This window comes from Enterococcus sp. DIV1096b (assembly GCF_050498765.1).
In the GTDB taxonomy this organism is placed as follows: domain Bacteria; phylum Bacillota; class Bacilli; order Lactobacillales; family Enterococcaceae; genus Enterococcus_D; species Enterococcus_D entomosocium.
On record NZ_JBMHEK010000001.1, the window covers coordinates 2,841,004 to 2,857,645 of the forward strand.

Here is a 16,642-nt window from a genome sequence, read left to right on the forward strand (position 1 = left end):
ATTTAATGTTCCTTTTTCACTAACACGATGTTCTTATTTTAACGCTATTCGAAAATAGTGCAATAAAATTCACTATCATAAAGGAAGATAAAACGCTGAACGTTCGGTTTTTATGCGATTTCAAAAAAAAGCAGCCACTGTCTTGAATCAAGATAGTGACTGCTAAAGACGCTTATTCTTTTGTTTTCTTTGATTGTCGGCGAAATACCACCAATCCACCTACTAGCAAACACAGTAATCCTGCAATCGAGCCCCATTTTGCTGGCTCTAAAAAGCTTTGGATCCTTGAGGTCTGATTCGTTGCCGTCGTTCCTGATAGCTGAAACAAGAAAGCCAACGGCTGATGTTCAAAACGAAGAATGACAAACAGGAGTGTCATCAAAAGAAATTGATGTACCAGACTCCCTTTGCTTTGTGTGGCATACTTGGCTAAACTCTGCTGTTCAATTGCTTCCGGTTTTGCCGCCAAATACTGTTTCGTGAGCCATTGATTCAATCCCGCATTAAAGAAACTAATGACAAATAAACTTATTGGGATCAAAAGATCGCTGCTAAATAGAAGAACACCAACCATCAATCCAAGCAAATACGCCGGTACTAACTGTTTTTCTAGCAAGCGTGCGAGTTTTTCTCCGAGAAACATTGCGCCAAAAAGGCCCAGTGCATAAGGCAAGTAAACGTGAGTACTGAGCGCTTGTGCCCCAAATCGACCGGTAACATAGACCGAGCCGAAAAGAAAAAGAAAGTTACCGATCACTCCCCGAATAAAGGTGAGGATGTTCAAGTGAAGCGGCTGTTTCCACGAGCGGCTGCGTTTCGTTAAAGTGATCAGCAGCAAAGCAAAGAGAAACAAGAAGCCAGTAATCGCCCACTCAAACAGGGCATTCGACTTGATCAGCCTGGCTGCTCGCAAGCCAAACAGTAAGAGAAAGAAAAAGAAATACAACAAAAATTGCTTGTTGAATAACTGGTTGCGCTGCATCAGCGGTCTTTTCGGTAGGTTTTTGAAGGTTTGACTACTCTTAGCCGCAAGCACAAAGAGTGCAAGATAACTGCCAAATAGACCAATGCCTTGAAGGTCATCAGGCAACCGTAAGGCAAACAATAAAACGAAAAGAAAGAACAGCGCCTCCTTCCAATCATTTTTCAGCGGCTGTTCAGTGAGCTTGGCTTTTTGGCGTACCATCAGGTCAGCTGGCGGCAACCAAGAAGCACTGATCCCCAACAAACCAGCAGCTGGCAAGAGTGCAGCGCTCCACCAAGTGCTCAAGATACCTACCAATGCGCCGGCGCCGCCGATCAAGACACTGGCTGCTAAAAGCGATGGTGCGAAAAGCGCCGTAAGCGTCTGTAAGAAAAAGACCCCTGTCATGCGAAAGGTATAAAAGAGCGCAAAGGCTAATGCTGCACTTAGCGATTGCTCTTTGCTCAAAGATAAGAAATAAAGATACGGGATGATCGTGATCGTATTGCTGATGATCAAAAGTGCGGTATGGGATTTTAAAGCTTTCATCGTCCGACTCCTTGCCTTGATTTAAAGTTCCATCTTTCTTCTATCCTACACTTTCAAGCAATCCTGTCAACTTGCGTGTCAAATTTAAGCAAAAAGAAACCAAGTGTGTTGTCAAAGGACTGACACTTCGTTTCTTTTTCTTATTGCGATTTTCGGTTAGGAGCCAGTAGCCTGAATTGTTTGCTTAATTGCCTGAATTTCTTCATACAACCCTTGAAACTCTTTTGCAAGCTCACTCATGATGTCTGCGCTCATCAAAAGATCTTCCGCATGACTTAATAGTAAGGACATCCAAACTTTGTCCCCTTGTGCTTCTTGTTGAACTAACTTCCGATGTGCCAAATGGGCTTCATGATAGTGTTCTTTTCCTTTTTCGATTGCTTGCAGTGCAGCCAGATTCTGGGCTTCTCTTCCTTTTTGAATACTTTCAAAAAAGCAACTTCTTGCCATACCCGCTTGCGAGATAATCTGAAAACAAATTTGTTCTTTTTCTTCCATTCTACTCTCCTATTAGTTCAAGTGCTTGTTCCAATGCTTTTTTTCCATCCATCATGCCATAGGTGCGCATGTCGATACTGGCTGCTGGACAAGCAACTAAGCCTTGGACTTCATTTAATCGGTAAGAAACTTGCGGTCCTAACAGTACGCAATCAGCATCTTTTGCTGCAGTCGTGACCGATTCAATGGAGAACGCATCGATCACCACCGCTTCTCCTTTTTCTTGCGCTGCTTTTTTCATATTATTTACTAAGACGCCAGTAGACATGCCGCCAGCGCAAACTAATACTATTTTTTTCATCATTGTTCCTCCATTTTCTCGTTATTTGTTACTCAACGACTGCCGCTTGAGTTTGCTCCTCAGCGAGTGCTGCTTTGTCTTGCAGACGCATAAAAGGGATGTAGATGATGACACATAAGACAAATTGGATCAATTGTGCAATGATCCCTTGCCAGCCATTCACTAAGAAGCCACCGAAAATAATCGGAAATCCAGTTGGGATATTGACTCCATTGTGATAAGGCAAAAAGCCGACAATTGTTAAGAGATATGCTGACAACACGGAAACAGCCGGTGTTACCATCAAGGGAAGCAGCATTCTGATATTCATCACCTGAGGAATCCCAAATTTGATTGGCTCAGAAATACCAAACATGGAAGGGATCAATCCAATTTTACCAACAGCTTTTAGCTGCTCTGATTTGCAACCAAAAATAGCCAGTAAAGCGACTGCAAATGAACGAGCCCCGCGATTGTTCAAAATAAACCCAATCGTAAACAAATGTGGTAATGCTTGGCCGGCACTGTACGCCGCCAGATTATCAAGCCCTGGTTGGTAAAAGACCAACATCAAGATCGGATAAACAGCCAACACTCCGTGAATGCCAAAGAACCAAAGAAATTCGATAAACGCCACAATGATCATACAAGCAAAAATATTCGCTCCTAGCAAGGTCAATGGAGCTTGTACCCAAGTATAGATCATATCTGTCAGCGTGCCGTAAGGAGTTGCCGCCATGCCCACATAAATGATGCCCATAATGGCTGAAACAATAATTGCTGGCACGATCGCTGCAAAGGATTTGTTGACGATCGGCGGTACCGAATCCGGCATTTTGATCATCAAATTCTTCTGTACACATAAAATGTAAATTCTGGCACCCAACAAACCGCCAAACATGGCGACAAACATCCCACCGGAGCCAAGGGTCGACAACTCCATCGTACGGGTTTCTTCTAAAGTCGAAATCGGACTCAAGATCAAAAATGATACCAAACTCATGATACCGGCATTTAGTTGATCCGCATTTAAATGCTCGGCTAATTTATAGCCAACTAGAAAGGCGACATAAACGGAAACGACATCGATCGTCATCGCGTTGACTTGGGTTAATAATGCTTTCAAACCAATTTGTTCCATTATCTGTTGCGTTGCCCCAATGTCGATCGCATTGATCAAGGAAGCAATGGAACTGATCATCATGACGGGCATTAAGCCCATCATTGCATTGGCAATGGCTTTCATATAAATATTGTTTTGTACTTGAACGGCTGCAGCTAGTATTTTATCTTTCAGTGTATTCATAAGGTCCTCCTTCACTTAATCCCGCAAGTATTTATCTTTAAGCAGCTGGATTTTCTGCTGTGAAAAACCCAGTTCTTCTTTTACATACGTTTCAATCCCCCCATGAGCCTCAATCAAATCCAAAGCGGTTTGTAAAAAACACCGATCAGCTTCTTTGAAGTATCGCATTGCTGCCACAAAATCGGGGTTGTTCGTTTCTTCTTGTATCAGCTTGAGACTCTTGGTATTTTTCTCCCTTTTGTACTCGTTGGTCAGCAGGTAATCTTCCATGACCTCTTCATAACTGACACCCAACAGTAACTGAATCAGGGCAACCCCATACCCGGTGCGGTCTTTGCCACCACGGCAGTGCTGAACCACTGCACCTTCAGCTTCCAAATGAATGGCCAATACTTCTTTAAAAACGGTCTTGCATTGACTGTTTTCAACAAATTCATAATTTTGCCGAATCATCAATTCTTTTGCAACTTCGGCGGTGATTTTTTCTGCAGAAAGCGCCATTAGCTCCCCTTCTTCTGAAGAAGCTAAAGCAGCAATATCAGCAATTGGCGTCAAATAAAGTATCTGAGCATTCCCAATGGGTTTGTCTTCATTGTCTGCTCTTTCTTGGGCATTGCGGTAGTCAATAATTTTCTCAATTCCCAGAGCTGCTAATTTTTTCTGATCAGCTTCTGTCAATTTGCTCAATTCGTCTGAGCGGTATAGTTTTCCAGTCACTACGTATTTGCCCTCTTTGGTCCGATAGCCGCCAAAATCGCGAAAATTATACGCACCTTCTAAGGTTACTTTTTCATTTGTCATACACTACTCCTTTAAATAATTAATGAACGTCATAAAGTCCGTTGTCGCAGCTAGTTTGTTTACTTTATCCAACGAAGAACATTGTTTGATCAAATGATCATTCAGCGGTTTCACTTTTAAGTGATCTTGTTCAGCAATCACTAATAAGAAAACGAGACGAACCGTCTGTTTGTACCAGAACACTGGCTTTTTCAAGTTTGCAACGGCAATCACCGTTTCTGCACCAATCAGCGCATTGGGATGAGGGAAAGCGACTGACGGTAAGAAATCGGTTCCAAAAAAGGCTTCTCGTTCAAAAACCAACGTTTCAAAATTCTCAGGCATTGAATACTGTTCTTTGATTTGTTGGCATAAAAAATGCAACACCGCTTCTTTTGTTTCAAATTCTTGTTCACAGATGAATAACGATTCCTTAAAGTAGTTCAAAAGCACTTCTTCTGTGAAGACAGCGGCCAATGCGGCTTCGATCTTTTTGATCATATCCGGTTGCATAAAATAATCAACACTCATAACAGGAATCGTTCCTTCGTAAGGAAGTGGAATCGAAGAAAAGATAAAATCGAACTCCTGCTCTTCGATCATTTGCAAAAATTCATATTGATTGCATACCGTGACTTTCTTGATATAATTGCGAAAATAAAACTCAAATTTCTCTTTAAGGAAGGTATTGGCCGCTCGGCCTAGGTCATTGACCACTAAAATATACTTGCGCTGTGTTTGCGAATTTTTCTTATTTAAAGCCACATCAAAGTGCATCGCCAAATAGCTGAGTTCATGATCACTGATGGTCTTTTCAAATTGCTTTGCAATGACTTGACCGGCAATGATGGCTAAATCATAAGCGACATTACAGTGTACCTTCACCTCATTCAACAAAGGATTTTTCAGCTCGATCCCCAATTCGATCCGATCGATCAGCGGAGCAAAGTGCAACATCAACATCGTTTGCAGATCCAAGTCTTTGCTGAAATCGATTTGGCGGCTTTCCTTGATCGCTTTTAAAATTTTGCTGACCAATTCTGCTGCTTCATCTGAAACAGTCATCTTTTCATTTCTAGGGACTACTCGTTTGCCAACGATTTGCCCTAAAACATAATTTCGCTCGTATTCGGTAAAATCTACAGCACACTCTTTTTCAATTCTGGCGATGATTCGCTCTCCTAGTAATGTCTGCTCATCATTGGTCCTGCCGCTGATCGGTAGGTTTCGATCTAAGTAGCGGCCGCTTTGCATGCGTAAGACAGCGATCGCTAAATGATTCACCAGATTGTTCAAAATAGCCTCCGACATGGGGTAGGCTTTTTGCGAAAACTCCGACGAAACGATCGCTTTTATCTGCTGGTGAAGAAGCGACGGTGTATCTTCGCTGATTGTGCCCTCTTCTAACTGCTTGATATGGGTTCTTTGCAAATAATTACTAGCCATAAACCGTCTCAAGTCAAATTCGCTACCGCTAAGTTTCATTCCGTAATACGGCTTCGTTTGAATGGAGAGCTGGTAATGGCTTAGTATCCGTCGCAGCTTTTTCAATTCTTGAGATAGCTTACTCTGAGAAATGAATAAGCGTTCGCAAAGCATTTCGGATTTAATATACGTTTCTTCTTGAATAAAGAATTCAATAATTCTAGAAACAAAGTCGTCATTGTGGGACGCTTGTTCTTTCCTTCGCTGAAAAGCTTCTTCGTTCGTTATTTGTAAATACAACCCACTCCCTTTTTTCGCTTGAATCATACAACCGTATCGTTCTTGATGCTGGTTGATTTCTTCTGCATAACGGCGAACGGTTTTTCTGCTAACACCCAACTCGGCAGCAGCCGCTTTACTCGTCATAAAACCGTCATGCTCCGAAAGTGTTCTTAACAACAATAGGCTTAATTTTTCCATCTCTCTCTCCCTCGCTTACTAGTTTAGAGTCAAACCCAAGCAACCTCCATAGGTATATCTTCCCTTTCATTAAGGGAAATTTCTACAAGAAGTTGCTTGCCTTGTGCTTTGCTTCTTATCAAAAAAACGAATGGTCGTGACTTTCACTTTGTTGTTGCCACATATGACCGACCAATTTGTTTGAGTTTTCTTCTCCACAAAAAAAGGGCTCTATAATTTATGGGACTGATGAATCAGAATTGATTCTTCAGCCCCATTTTCATTTTAGGTATTAAAAAACATATCGTTCTCTAGTATGATTAAATCACCACAAAATAAACAACTGAGAGGACGATATGCTATATGAATGATTCTATCAAAAAAATGCTGAGAATAATAGAGAAAGATTTGATGATTACAGAGGTCTCTTACGAGACCCTTCAGAAGAAAAAGACGTTGGTCGTCGATGCTGTTCTCTCGCCTACTCCTCGTGCTTGTAGAAGTTGTGGTTCTACTGTGGTAGATGGAAGCGGGAAAGCAATTATAGTGAAAAATGGAAAAAAGGAAACGATTGTCCGTTTTGAACAATACAATCAGATGCCTTTGGTTATGCGCCTAAAAAAGCAACGCTATACCTGTAAAAACTGTCGCACCCATTGGACGGCTCAAAGTTATTTTGTCCAACCCAGACATTCAATCGCAAATCATGTTAGATATAAAATTGCTTCTTTACTGACTGAAAAAGTATCTTTATCTTTTATTGCGAAAAGCTGTCAGGTATCTTTGACCACCGTTATTCGTACGTTGAAAGAGTTTAAAAGCTATTTGCCAAAGCAATCTAAGAAGATTCTCCCCAGAGTATTGATGGTTGATGAATTTCGTTCGCACGCTTCCATAGAAGATAAAATGAGCTTTATTTGTGCAGATGGCGAAACAGGAAAATTAATTGATGTTTTGCCTACGCGTAAATTACCCCGATTAACAAGCTATTTCTTAGGGTGTACCAATCCAGAAGAAGTAGAATTCTTGGTTACAGACATGAACGCTGCCTACTTCCAGCTCACCAAACGTGTTCTGCCAAATGCGAAAATAGTGATTGATCGGTTTCATATTGTCAAACACATGAATCAAGCGTTCAATGAGTTGCGTATCCGTGAAATGAATGAACTTCGTAAAGCAGGACAGAAAAGCCAGGCAGAAAAACTGAAAAAGAACTGGCGCTTTTTGCTAAAAAATCGTGCAAGCATCAACCATTATGAGTACAAAACATGGAAAAGTTTCCGAGCACCAAAATACCCATTTCTCACTGAAGCAATGATGATTGATCGATTGCTTGAGTTTTCTGCGCCCCTAAAGGAGGCGTATCCCTTTTTTCATGAATTAGTCGAAGCCTTTCGAGACAAAGACCCTGACTTATTTTTCTCCTTATTGGCAGAACTTCCTGAAACGTTAGATGACGGCTTTCGGGAGAAGCTTCAAAACCTTCTCACCTATGAAGAAGGTATCACCAACGCAATGATCTATCCTTATTCCAATGGAAAAATTGAAGCGAAGAATACCCACATAAAGACAATGAAACGAGTATCCTACGGATTTAAATCATTCGAGAACATGAGAATTAGAATCTTTTTGATCAATCAATTAATCAATGTAAGATAACAAAAAATCTGAGCCAGAATGTGGTTCATTCTGACCCAGATTTGATTTTACGCAACTCATCAGTCCTTATTGACAAAGAGCCAAAAAAAGACATGATCTTCACTCAATGAAGGTCATGTCTTTTTTATTTAGCGAACCTCGCTGATTTTCTCTACCGACTGTCGCACTTTTAATTGATGGGGACTAATTTTTCGATGGCTCGTTTCTGCTTGATTGGTGATGATGTCTGCTAGTAATTCAGCTGCTTCATAACCGATTCGTTCCATATCTTGGGCAACGGTTGTTAATTCAGGCGTTACGTAGCTAGCCAAAATAATATCATCGAACCCGATGACCGAAATATCTTCAGGAACCCGCAAGCCCATGTCTTTGATTCCTCGTATCGCTCCGATTGCCATAATATCACTAGCACAGAACAGTGCAGTGATTTCTTGATTGTTTTCTAACAGATTTTTACAAATCAAATAGGCAATTTCTTCTTCATAGTTGGCGTACTGGATATACGACTCATTCACTAACAAGCCATGCGCTGCCAAAGAAGCGCGGTAGCCTTTTTCTCTAAGTTCACTGACATTGGCATCACGACTCCCGTTGATCATGCCAATTTGTCGATGATTATTGGCAATCAAAAAATCCACAGCTTCTTGCGCCGCTTTTTCATTGTCAATCGAAACCAAGCCGATCTTAGGATTGTCGATTTCCATATCAATCAGAACTGTCGGCAAAGAGGTTTGCTGTACTTCCTGGTAGTAAGGATCGGTGGTTTTTAACCCTTGGATCACTACACCAGTGATATTGTGCTCATTGCAGAACTGACTAAACGTCTTTTGCTTTTGTTTCTCAGTACTTGTCCCATAAAAGACAAACTCAAAATCTGACTGATCCGTATAACGATAGACCCCATTCAACACTTCCAAAGGCATCGTTGATTTTCGGTTGAAATTCAACTCATTTAAAATCAAGGCGATGGTTTGTTGTTTCTTCGAAGACAGTGTCCTTGCTGCCATGTTTGGGGAATAGTCTAATTCTTTCGCTATTTTTAAAATTTCTTGCTTGGTTTGTTGGTTGATATCACTATACCCGTTAAAAACTTTGGATACAGTCGCTATTGATACACCGGCTGCCTTTGCCACATCGCGAATCGTTGTTCGCATTTGCTATCTCTCCTTTATCCAAATACCACCATCAGTCTTCGTAGCGAGCAATTGGGTTGTCTCCGCTAACTGACAGTCAATATCGCGATCCTTTAAACTGATTTTAACAGGTTCTCCTTGATAAAAGAGCGTAAATTTTAGTTCTTTTATTTTCTGTGGCAAATGATTCGCTAATCGCAGGCCTTGATCGTAATACAACCCTGCAAAACCGTAAATCAAGCTCAGCCAACTTCCCCCCATATTTGCTGCGTGAATGCCATCGACAACATTTTTTTGGAGATCCGTTAAATCCATCAAAGCCGTATCCATAAAATAACGATAGGCTTTTTCAGAATCCCCAATTCGACTCGCCATCACGCTAAAAATAGAACGAGACAAGGAGGAATCATGCGTCGTCACTTGTTCGTAATAGTCATAATCTTTTTTTAATTGCTCAAGACTGAAGTCTCCTGTATAGAGCATTTGGGCTAAAACCGTATCGGCTTGCTTACAGACTTGATGTTTGTAGATGACCATTGGATGATAATGCAGCAGGAGAGGATACTTTTCAGCAGGTGTAGTCTCAAATGGCCAGACTGCTTGTTCTAAGAATCCATCGTCTTGCTTCGTAATCCCTCGCTGTTCATCGTAACCAAAGTACATTAAGTCGGCTGCTTGCTGCCAAGCACTAATTGTTTCTTGGTATTTACCATACCGCTGTGCTAACTCAATGGCATAATATAGATTATTTTGAACCATTTTATTCGTATAAAAATTATTATTAACAAGGGCACTGTACTCATCAGGTCCAGTCACTCCATTGATGCAAAAGGCAAGTTTGCCCTCTTTTTCTACTAGATCGCCATAGCTCAACCAGAATTTCGCCGTTTCAAAAACAACTTCACTGCCAACCGTTTCGATGAATGCCTGGTCGCCAGTCACTCGTTCATACAATTGGAATGCATAAACGATATCCGCATTGATATGGACTTGGGCAGTTCCCGCTGGATAATAAGCACTCGTCTCATTTCCATCAATTGTTCGCCAAGCAAACAAAGCACCCTCTTGGCTTAGCTCCTGCGCCCGTTGTTTGGCTTGCGGCAAGATCTTCCCGCGATAGGAAAGCAATGCCTTGGCTATTTCAGGGTTCGTGAAAATAAAAAACGGCAACAGATACATTTCCGTATCCCAGAAGTAATGCCCTTCATATCCCTCGCCAGTCAATCCTTTGGCTGCGAAATTTGTTCTGCCGTCTCGCCCCGCACCTTGATTCAAATGAAACAAATTGAACCGAATGCCTTTTTGAAGAACTGGATCTCCTTCGATTTGGATATCACTTGCCGCCCAAAATTGCTGATAACTTTGTTGCTGCTCTTGCAAGAGAACTTCAAAATCGGCTAACTCTTGGTTAAAAGGTGTTTCGTGATTTTGATTATCTTCAAGTAGTTTCATTTGGAAAACCGTCGTAAGCGTTTCCTCTGCTTGTAATTGCTTTTCGCCATTGATCACTCGAATTGCTATACTTCGTTGACTATTTTCAGCAGTCCAAATCGCATAATCCTGATAATCAGCTTTTCGTAAGTGATGTGCTTTACTAGAAACCCGAGGATCATCTGTTTGAACAATTGCTGCTTTTTGTTCTAACGGATGTGTTATGGAAATTGGCTCTGAGAAATTGGTGTTCTTAATTTGATACTGACAGACATAAAGTTCACTTCGTGTCACAGAGGCAAACGACTGCATCACCAATTCAAAAGTTTTACCTAGTGGCGTTACTACTTTATAGGATTCATCCAACACGCCTTTTTCCAAATCCAAAGTCATTTGTATAGGCTTTACTTGCCATTCTGAAGCACTAGAGTCCTCGTCACCAATCTGTAAACGTACGCCTCTTAGATTCGGCAGCTTGATGATCGTCTGATGCTCTTTGGCATAGCCGTATGCCCATTCACCGTATTGAATCGGCTCACTATCAAAAAAACCGTTAACAAAGGAGCCCGGATTTCCCCCGTAAAGCTCATTAACTTTTAAAGGATGCCCTGCCCGCACGCCAATTTGACCATTGCCAACTGCAAACAATGTTTCTAAGTATTCAGGGGTTTGATGAGAAAGTTCCTGTGCTCTTACTTTAAATGAATCATTTTTCGCCATCCATTCGCACTCCTTGTAAGAAATATTTGTTGAACAGCAAGTAAATGATCACAATGGGAATGATCGTGATCACACTTGCCGCCATCGTCTGATCCCATCGTACACCACCATTTCGACTTTGGAAAGTCTGCAACCCTAGAGTCAAAGTATATTTACTTGGTGTGGTCAAATAGAGCATTGGTTTCATGAATTCATTCCAAAAGCCCATAAAAATAAAGACAGCTTGTGTTGCGATGGATGGTTTTGCTAATGGCATCACGATACGAAAGAATGTTTGAAATCTGCCGAGACCATCGATTGCCGCAGCTTCTTCCACATCTTTTGGAAAAGATAAAAAGAATTGACGCATCATAAAGATATTCCCGATGTTGATCGCAGCTGGTAAAATCAACGCTGAAAAACTATCTAACATTCCTAGATTCATCAAGATTAAGTAATTTGGAATCAACAAAACCTGAGCTGGCACCATCATCAATGCCAAAAATCCATAGTAAATTCGTTCACGCCCCGGAAAATTTAATCTTGCTAAGGCATAACCTGCCATCGTATTTAATAAAATATTGATGGTCGTTCCAATAACGGATATAATCACGGAGTTTAGAAACCAGCGCATAAACAAAGAAGAGCGCCCCAAGACATATCGAAAATTGTCTAAAGTAAACTCATTGGGGATCAAACTCATATCCCCAGAAACAATTTCTCTATAGGGTTTGAAAGATGCAGCAATTGCCCAGACAAAAGGATAAAAGGTCAGTACTGCATAAAGAATCAAGATCGTATAAAGCAAAATCTTTAAAATTTTTGTTTTCTCTTTTCCTCTCACGGACGTTACCCTCTTTCTTTGTTCAATTTTTCTGCTAAAAGTGACGTGATAAAGATAATAATTGCTAAAACGATCGCTAATGCTGCCGCATACCCCATCGTGTTCATTTGTCCAAAGGCGTATTGGTAAATCATTAGTGACAAGGTCAGAGTCGAATTGTTGGGTCCCCCTGATCCGTTCGAGAAGATATACGCCTGGTCAAACATCTGAAAGGTACCAATGATCCCCGTCAGCAGTACATAGGTAGTGATTGGGCGTAGATAAGGAATCGTGATATACCGTAATTTATCCACGGTTGTCGCACCATCGATCTCTGCTGCTTCGTACAAAGAATGAGGCAGATCAACTAAAGAAGCCAAATAGATCGTCATATAATAAGGCACGGTCGACCAGATATTCATTACCATAATCACTTTCAACGCATAGGCCGGTTCTTGTAAAAAATTGATTGGTTCTGAGTAAAATCCTAAATTCATAAATAAGTCATTGACTGGACCGTAAATATTAAAAATAAACATAAAGATGATCGTCAATGCTGAACTAGAAGTTAAAGTTGGCAAAAAATAAACCATCCGAAACAGTTTCTTCCCCTTGATTCCTTTGCTGCTTAAAATATACGCGATAATCAAAGCAAAAATCGTTTGTAACGGAACGACGACCAAGGCAAACGTGGCCGTATTTCTAAGAGCGATTCGCGCTTTTTGATCGGTGAAGATACGTAAATAGTTTTCTATCCCTTTAAAAGAAAATGTATTGGTAAACAAATTGACGTCGTTGAAAGATAGATAAAAAGCAAAGAGAACAGCTAAGACGAAAAAGATTCCTACGACAATGATTGCTGGAGCCAGAAAGAGCCACGCTTGTCGGATTTCTTGCCATTGGCTTTTTGTATAGTTAGTTTTTTTTCGTTCCATCATGTTGTCACCTTTCCCAAAAGAAAAGAGAGAGGAGTTCCTCTCCCTCGTTCAAATTCAGACTAGTTTGCTGTAATATCTGCGTTCGCTTGTTCATCAGCAGCTTCCATTGCTTCTTCAAAGGTCATGTTTCCATTTAAAGCATTCGGTAAAAAGTTTTGATAGGCTTTGTTGATCGTATCTAAAGTGGTGCCCTTTTGCCAAATCGTTGCATAATCCCAAGCCTCTAGGTGAACATTCAAGTCACTGTTTTCTGTGATTTTGGCCGCATCTGCTACATCTTGACGACTAGGTAATGTCCCGGTTCCTTCAACCCATGCTTGCATACCGCTTTGACCAGTAGCGTGTTGAATCCATTTATCTGCCAAGGCACTTTTTTCAGTCCCAACATATTTTCCCCAACCGACAGAAAACATCATTGACCCTTCCGTTCCTTTATACGTTGGCATTTCTTTTACAACAAAAGGAATATCAGGAAATTCTGTCTTAAGTGTCTCATACACCCAGTTTCCTTCATCCATGATCGCAATTTTTCCAGAACCAAAAGCTTCGCCGTTCCAACCTGTTCCGATATCTTGCGGTGTAACAGCTGCTTTCGTATCGACCAACTCTTTTAAAATAGAAAGATTATCAACTACTGCTGGATCAGCCAAATTAGCCATCCCATCTTCATTGATTGGTTGAGCATTTTCCCGCGTTGCAAGATGATAGTTGCGAGCCATATCTTGGTTATAGCTCATGGCAAAAACATTTCCGTCACCATACGCCTCATTGATTTTTTCTTGGAACGACGGCAGCCACTCAACATACGCTTCAAGTGTGTCTGGCACTTCATCGATCGACACACCCGCTTCTTCAAAAATCGCTGTATTGAAATAGAGTGCTAAAGTTGACATATCTTTGGGAACAGCCTGCAGTTGTCCATCCGAAGTCGTAAAAGCATCGATCAAGCTATCATAAAACTGCTCACTTTCAAAATTAGCCGGATCCAGTTCTGCAAGTGTGCCATTCTCTGAGAACCATGGGAACATATAGGCATCCACGTAAAAGACATCTGGTGCCGTTCTACCAGCCATGTCAGCTTGAATTTGGGTATTATAATCGGTATATACTTTCTTTTCAACTGTTGCACCCGTTGCTTCTTCAAAAGATTGGATCATCTCATCCAACGATTTTTCTTCTGCCTCGTTGCCACCCCAAACACCGATCGTTAACGAATCCCCTGTGAAATCCGTCTGATCTGTCGAACTACTGGTGTCTTCGTTTCCCCCACAAGCTGCCAGCACCACTGCTGCAGACAATAGAAGCCCTGTTCCTACTACTTTTTTCCATCCAGTCATTTTATTTCCCCCTAAAAAGTGATTTTGATTTGTTCTTCAAGCAGATAAACCTTATCAAAAGCGATAAACTCAATCGCTTGCTCCCCATGGTTGGTGACCGTAAAACCTTCCTGTGTGACCTCAATCTTTAATGGCTGTTGGTGCCACATAATACCAAATTCAAGTGCTTCCCAAGCCTTTGGTAAATGTGGTTCGATTCTTAACTGGCCGTCTAAACAACGGACACCACCATAGCCGAAGACCGTCATTTGCCAAATACCGCCGAGTGATGCTGCATGAATCCCTTCATTGGAAGACAGCATATTTTCTCCCATATCAATGTTGATTGCTTGTTGAAACAAATCATAAGAAAGTGCTATTTCCCCTAAATCAGCAGCGAGGATGGCATGTGTCGATAAGGATAAGGAAGAATCATGCAACGTTTTCGGCTCATAGTAATCCCAATTCAACCGTTTCTCTTCTTTTGGAAAAAGGTTCTCAAATAAGAACAAGAGCAAAAGAACATCCGCTTGTTTCGAAACTTGCATCTCGTTGACCTGTTCTAAGTTATACTCATGGAACAGTGTGCCTACTTGCGAATCATTTTTATATTTCGTGAGATCGATCTCTTTTTTCGTCAAATAGGTATCGTCTTGCGGGATGATTCCCGCTTCATTCGGTTGCGGTAAATAAATAGCAGCTACTTTTGCTTGCCATTCTTGATAAGCTTCATTTAATGGTAATTTTTCAGCTAGTTTCGTAAATTGTTCTGGCTGGTTCTTTTTCAACTCTTCATACAATGAAATAGCTAATTGAATGTTCCAGTGCGCAGTAAGATTCGTGAAAGCATTATTATCGACATGCTCCTTATATTCATCTGGTCCGACTACGTCTAAAATTTCAAAGCGCTGGTTTTCTTCGGACCACTCTAAACGACTCGCCCAGAAGATCGCCGTATCAAAAATCACTTCATAGCCTTTTTCCCATGCAAATTGTTGATCATTCGTTACATCAATAAATTGTTTGATGCCGTAGGTGACATCGCTGGTAATATGCTGTTCAATAAATCCTGACCAAATTTTCGTTGGTAAGCCCGTAAGGATATCCGCAGCGCCCCAAACTGGCGTAGTCTCACCATCTTCAGGCCAAGCAGCTTCCCACGGAAATTGGGCGCCTTGATAGCCGTTCTCAGTAGCTTTTTTATGGGCACCAGCCAAACCTAAATAGCGATAAGTCACTAATTTTTTGGCGATTTCTGGGTGTGTGAAGGTAAAATATGGCAGCATAAAAATCTCTGTATCCCAAAAGGTATGTCCTTTGTACCCTTCCCCAGATAGGCCTTTGGCACCTATGTTCATGCGTTCGTCATGGGCTGGTGTCATCACATGTAGATGATATTTTGCAAAATGAATCGCTAATTGATCTAGTGTGTTCTCTGTCTTGATTTTGATTGGAAAGACGGACCAGACTTCTTTGTCCCATGCCGCTGCTGAAGCTTTTGCTAATTCCTGATAGCCGTTTTTGCGAATCTCTTTCAGCTCTTCAAGGGCAATCTTCTTCAAATCTTGTGGTGTCTTTCCTAAATGCTCTTTATCGATCGTGGTATAAACAGAAGAAAACTTCTCAAGCTTCAACGTCTCATTAGGTGCCAAGGTTTGCCAGTAACGATTGTAGATTTTCCGTCTTCCCATCTCGATCCGCTTCTTGGTTCCATCATAGCAATCTTCTGTTTTTTCTAGATTATGTGCTGTCGAAAGAACAAAGGCGATCTTAGATTGAGTGGTCTTTGGCATCATTTGTAAGAAACGATTTTCTGTTAATGATTTGTCACCTTCAGTAAAATGCTGTGAGCCGCTATTTGTCTTTTGTCCGTCAATACCAGAAATAATTTCCAACGTGACTTCTTTTCCTAAATTTTCGACCAGCACTTGTTGCGCAAACACATGCTTTTGGGCAAAGGAAACACATCGCTTAAAGGTCAGTTCGACATTAATCTGACCATGTTTCCATTGAAAGGAGCGCGTGAGTTCCCCAGTTCTCAAATTTAAGACACGTGAATAGTTTGAATATTTGCCTTTTGATAAATCTAATCGTTCGCCATCAAAAAGGAGCTCCATTCCAATCATATCCGGCACATTAGGAAGCTCAGTCACTTCATTTTCGTCGAATTTATTAAAGGTTCCTGCAACAAAAAGATTACGCGTTTCGCCAACATATTTCTCTTCTGTCACAGAGCGCATCCCCAGATACCCGTTGCCCAAACACATGATGGCTTCTGCTTTGCCTAACCATTTTGTATCAAAGGTCTTTTCCGTAATTTTCCAAGGGTCTTCTTTTAAATACTGCATCGCTGTCTCCATTTTTTCCTCCTATTTCTTCAGA

13 protein-coding genes are annotated in these 16,642 nt (G+C 41.2%); 1 reads left to right on the plus strand and 12 read right to left on the minus strand.

All coding sequences use genetic code 11. From position 1 onward, the window contains the following. Positions 1 to 172: 172 nt before the first annotated feature. The 6 genes from IGJ17_RS13350 to IGJ17_RS13375 all read right to left on the minus strand — a co-directional run bounded on the left by IGJ17_RS13350 (position 173) and on the right by IGJ17_RS13375 (position 6,282). Positions 173 to 1,513, minus strand: coding sequence for a hypothetical protein (locus IGJ17_RS13350; RefSeq protein WP_429961505.1), 1,341 nt, complete (start codon positions 1,511 to 1,513; stop codon positions 173 to 175). Positions 1,514 to 1,669: 156 nt separating this feature from the next. After that, positions 1,670 to 2,011, minus strand: a complete 342-nt coding sequence (locus tag IGJ17_RS13355; protein ID WP_429961506.1) for a PTS lactose/cellobiose transporter subunit IIA — start codon at positions 2,009 to 2,011, stop codon at positions 1,670 to 1,672. A gap of 1 nt (position 2,012) precedes the next feature. Further along, positions 2,013 to 2,312: a PTS sugar transporter subunit IIB gene (locus IGJ17_RS13360; protein ID WP_008380633.1), complete on the minus strand. Its 300-nt coding sequence runs from the start codon at positions 2,310 to 2,312 to the stop codon at positions 2,013 to 2,015. Between the two features lie 28 nt (positions 2,313 to 2,340). Continuing rightward, positions 2,341 to 3,597: a PTS sugar transporter subunit IIC gene (locus IGJ17_RS13365; RefSeq protein WP_086316523.1), complete on the minus strand. Its 1,257-nt coding sequence runs from the start codon at positions 3,595 to 3,597 to the stop codon at positions 2,341 to 2,343. Between the two features lie 15 nt (positions 3,598 to 3,612). After that, complete coding sequence (locus IGJ17_RS13370; protein ID WP_429961507.1) at positions 3,613 to 4,398, minus strand: tyrosine-protein phosphatase; 786 nt, start codon at positions 4,396 to 4,398, stop codon at positions 3,613 to 3,615. 3 nt (positions 4,399 to 4,401) lie between these two features. Next, a complete protein-coding gene (locus IGJ17_RS13375; RefSeq protein WP_429961508.1) occupies positions 4,402 to 6,282 on the minus strand; it encodes a BglG family transcription antiterminator in 1,881 nt (626 codons plus the stop codon). Positions 6,283 to 6,624: 342 nt separating this feature from the next. Here IGJ17_RS13375 and IGJ17_RS13380 point away from each other — a divergent pair, with 342 nt between their 5' ends. Next, a complete protein-coding gene (locus IGJ17_RS13380) occupies positions 6,625 to 7,920 on the plus strand; it encodes an ISL3-like element ISEfa11 family transposase (RefSeq protein ID WP_422705353.1) in 1,296 nt (431 codons plus the stop codon). Positions 7,921 to 8,048: 128 nt separating this feature from the next. On the opposite strand, the gene IGJ17_RS13385 is transcribed toward IGJ17_RS13380, so the two are convergent. The 6 genes from IGJ17_RS13385 to IGJ17_RS13410 all read right to left on the minus strand — a co-directional run bounded on the left by IGJ17_RS13385 (position 8,049) and on the right by IGJ17_RS13410 (position 16,620). Further along, on the minus strand, positions 8,049 to 9,074 hold the full coding sequence (locus IGJ17_RS13385) for a LacI family DNA-binding transcriptional regulator (RefSeq protein WP_005234088.1): 1,026 nt from the start codon (positions 9,072 to 9,074) through the stop codon (positions 8,049 to 8,051). Positions 9,075 to 9,077: 3 nt separating this feature from the next. Beyond that, positions 9,078 to 11,204: a glycoside hydrolase family 65 protein gene (locus IGJ17_RS13390; protein ID WP_429961509.1), complete on the minus strand. Its 2,127-nt coding sequence runs from the start codon at positions 11,202 to 11,204 to the stop codon at positions 9,078 to 9,080. Beyond that, positions 11,191 to 12,027, minus strand: a complete 837-nt coding sequence (locus IGJ17_RS13395) for a carbohydrate ABC transporter permease (protein ID WP_016612747.1) — start codon at positions 12,025 to 12,027, stop codon at positions 11,191 to 11,193. Before IGJ17_RS13395 ends, IGJ17_RS13390 begins: the two co-directional genes overlap by 14 nt. 5 nt (positions 12,028 to 12,032) lie before the next feature. After that, entirely contained in the window at positions 12,033 to 12,941 is a 909-nt protein-coding gene (locus IGJ17_RS13400; protein ID WP_008380619.1) for a carbohydrate ABC transporter permease, read from the minus strand. A gap of 62 nt (positions 12,942 to 13,003) precedes the next feature. After that, a complete protein-coding gene (locus IGJ17_RS13405) occupies positions 13,004 to 14,281 on the minus strand; it encodes a sugar ABC transporter substrate-binding protein (RefSeq protein WP_429961510.1) in 1,278 nt (425 codons plus the stop codon). A gap of 11 nt (positions 14,282 to 14,292) precedes the next feature. Then, on the minus strand, positions 14,293 to 16,620 hold the full coding sequence (locus IGJ17_RS13410; protein WP_429961511.1) for a glycoside hydrolase family 65 protein: 2,328 nt from the start codon (positions 16,618 to 16,620) through the stop codon (positions 14,293 to 14,295). Positions 16,621 to 16,642: the final 22 nt, after the last annotated feature.

Bases quoted from the DNA above. Each gene is read 5' to 3' on its own strand.
- IGJ17_RS13350 (WP_429961505.1), bottom strand. From the start codon at position 1,513: ATGAAAGCTTTAAAATCCCATACCGCACTTTTGATCATCAGCAATACG.
- IGJ17_RS13355 (WP_429961506.1), bottom strand. From the start codon at position 2,011: ATGGAAGAAAAAGAACAAATTTGTTTTCAGATTATCTCGCAAGCGGGT.
- IGJ17_RS13360 (WP_008380633.1), bottom strand. From the start codon at position 2,312: ATGAAAAAAATAGTATTAGTTTGCGCTGGCGGCATGTCTACTGGCGTC.
- IGJ17_RS13365 (WP_086316523.1), bottom strand. From the start codon at position 3,597: ATGAATACACTGAAAGATAAAATACTAGCTGCAGCCGTTCAAGTACAA.
- IGJ17_RS13370 (WP_429961507.1), bottom strand. From the start codon at position 4,398: ATGACAAATGAAAAAGTAACCTTAGAAGGTGCGTATAATTTTCGCGAT.
- IGJ17_RS13375 (WP_429961508.1), bottom strand. From the start codon at position 6,282: ATGGAAAAATTAAGCCTATTGTTGTTAAGAACACTTTCGGAGCATGAC.
- IGJ17_RS13380 (WP_422705353.1), top strand. From the start codon at position 6,625: ATGAATGATTCTATCAAAAAAATGCTGAGAATAATAGAGAAAGATTTG.
- IGJ17_RS13385 (WP_005234088.1), bottom strand. From the start codon at position 9,074: ATGCGAACAACGATTCGCGATGTGGCAAAGGCAGCCGGTGTATCAATA.
- IGJ17_RS13390 (WP_429961509.1), bottom strand. From the start codon at position 11,204: ATGGCGAAAAATGATTCATTTAAAGTAAGAGCACAGGAACTTTCTCAT.
- IGJ17_RS13400 (WP_008380619.1), bottom strand. From the start codon at position 12,941: ATGGAACGAAAAAAAACTAACTATACAAAAAGCCAATGGCAAGAAATC.
- IGJ17_RS13405 (WP_429961510.1), bottom strand. From the start codon at position 14,281: ATGACTGGATGGAAAAAAGTAGTAGGAACAGGGCTTCTATTGTCTGCA.
- IGJ17_RS13410 (WP_429961511.1), bottom strand. From the start codon at position 16,620: ATGGAGACAGCGATGCAGTATTTAAAAGAAGACCCTTGGAAAATTACG.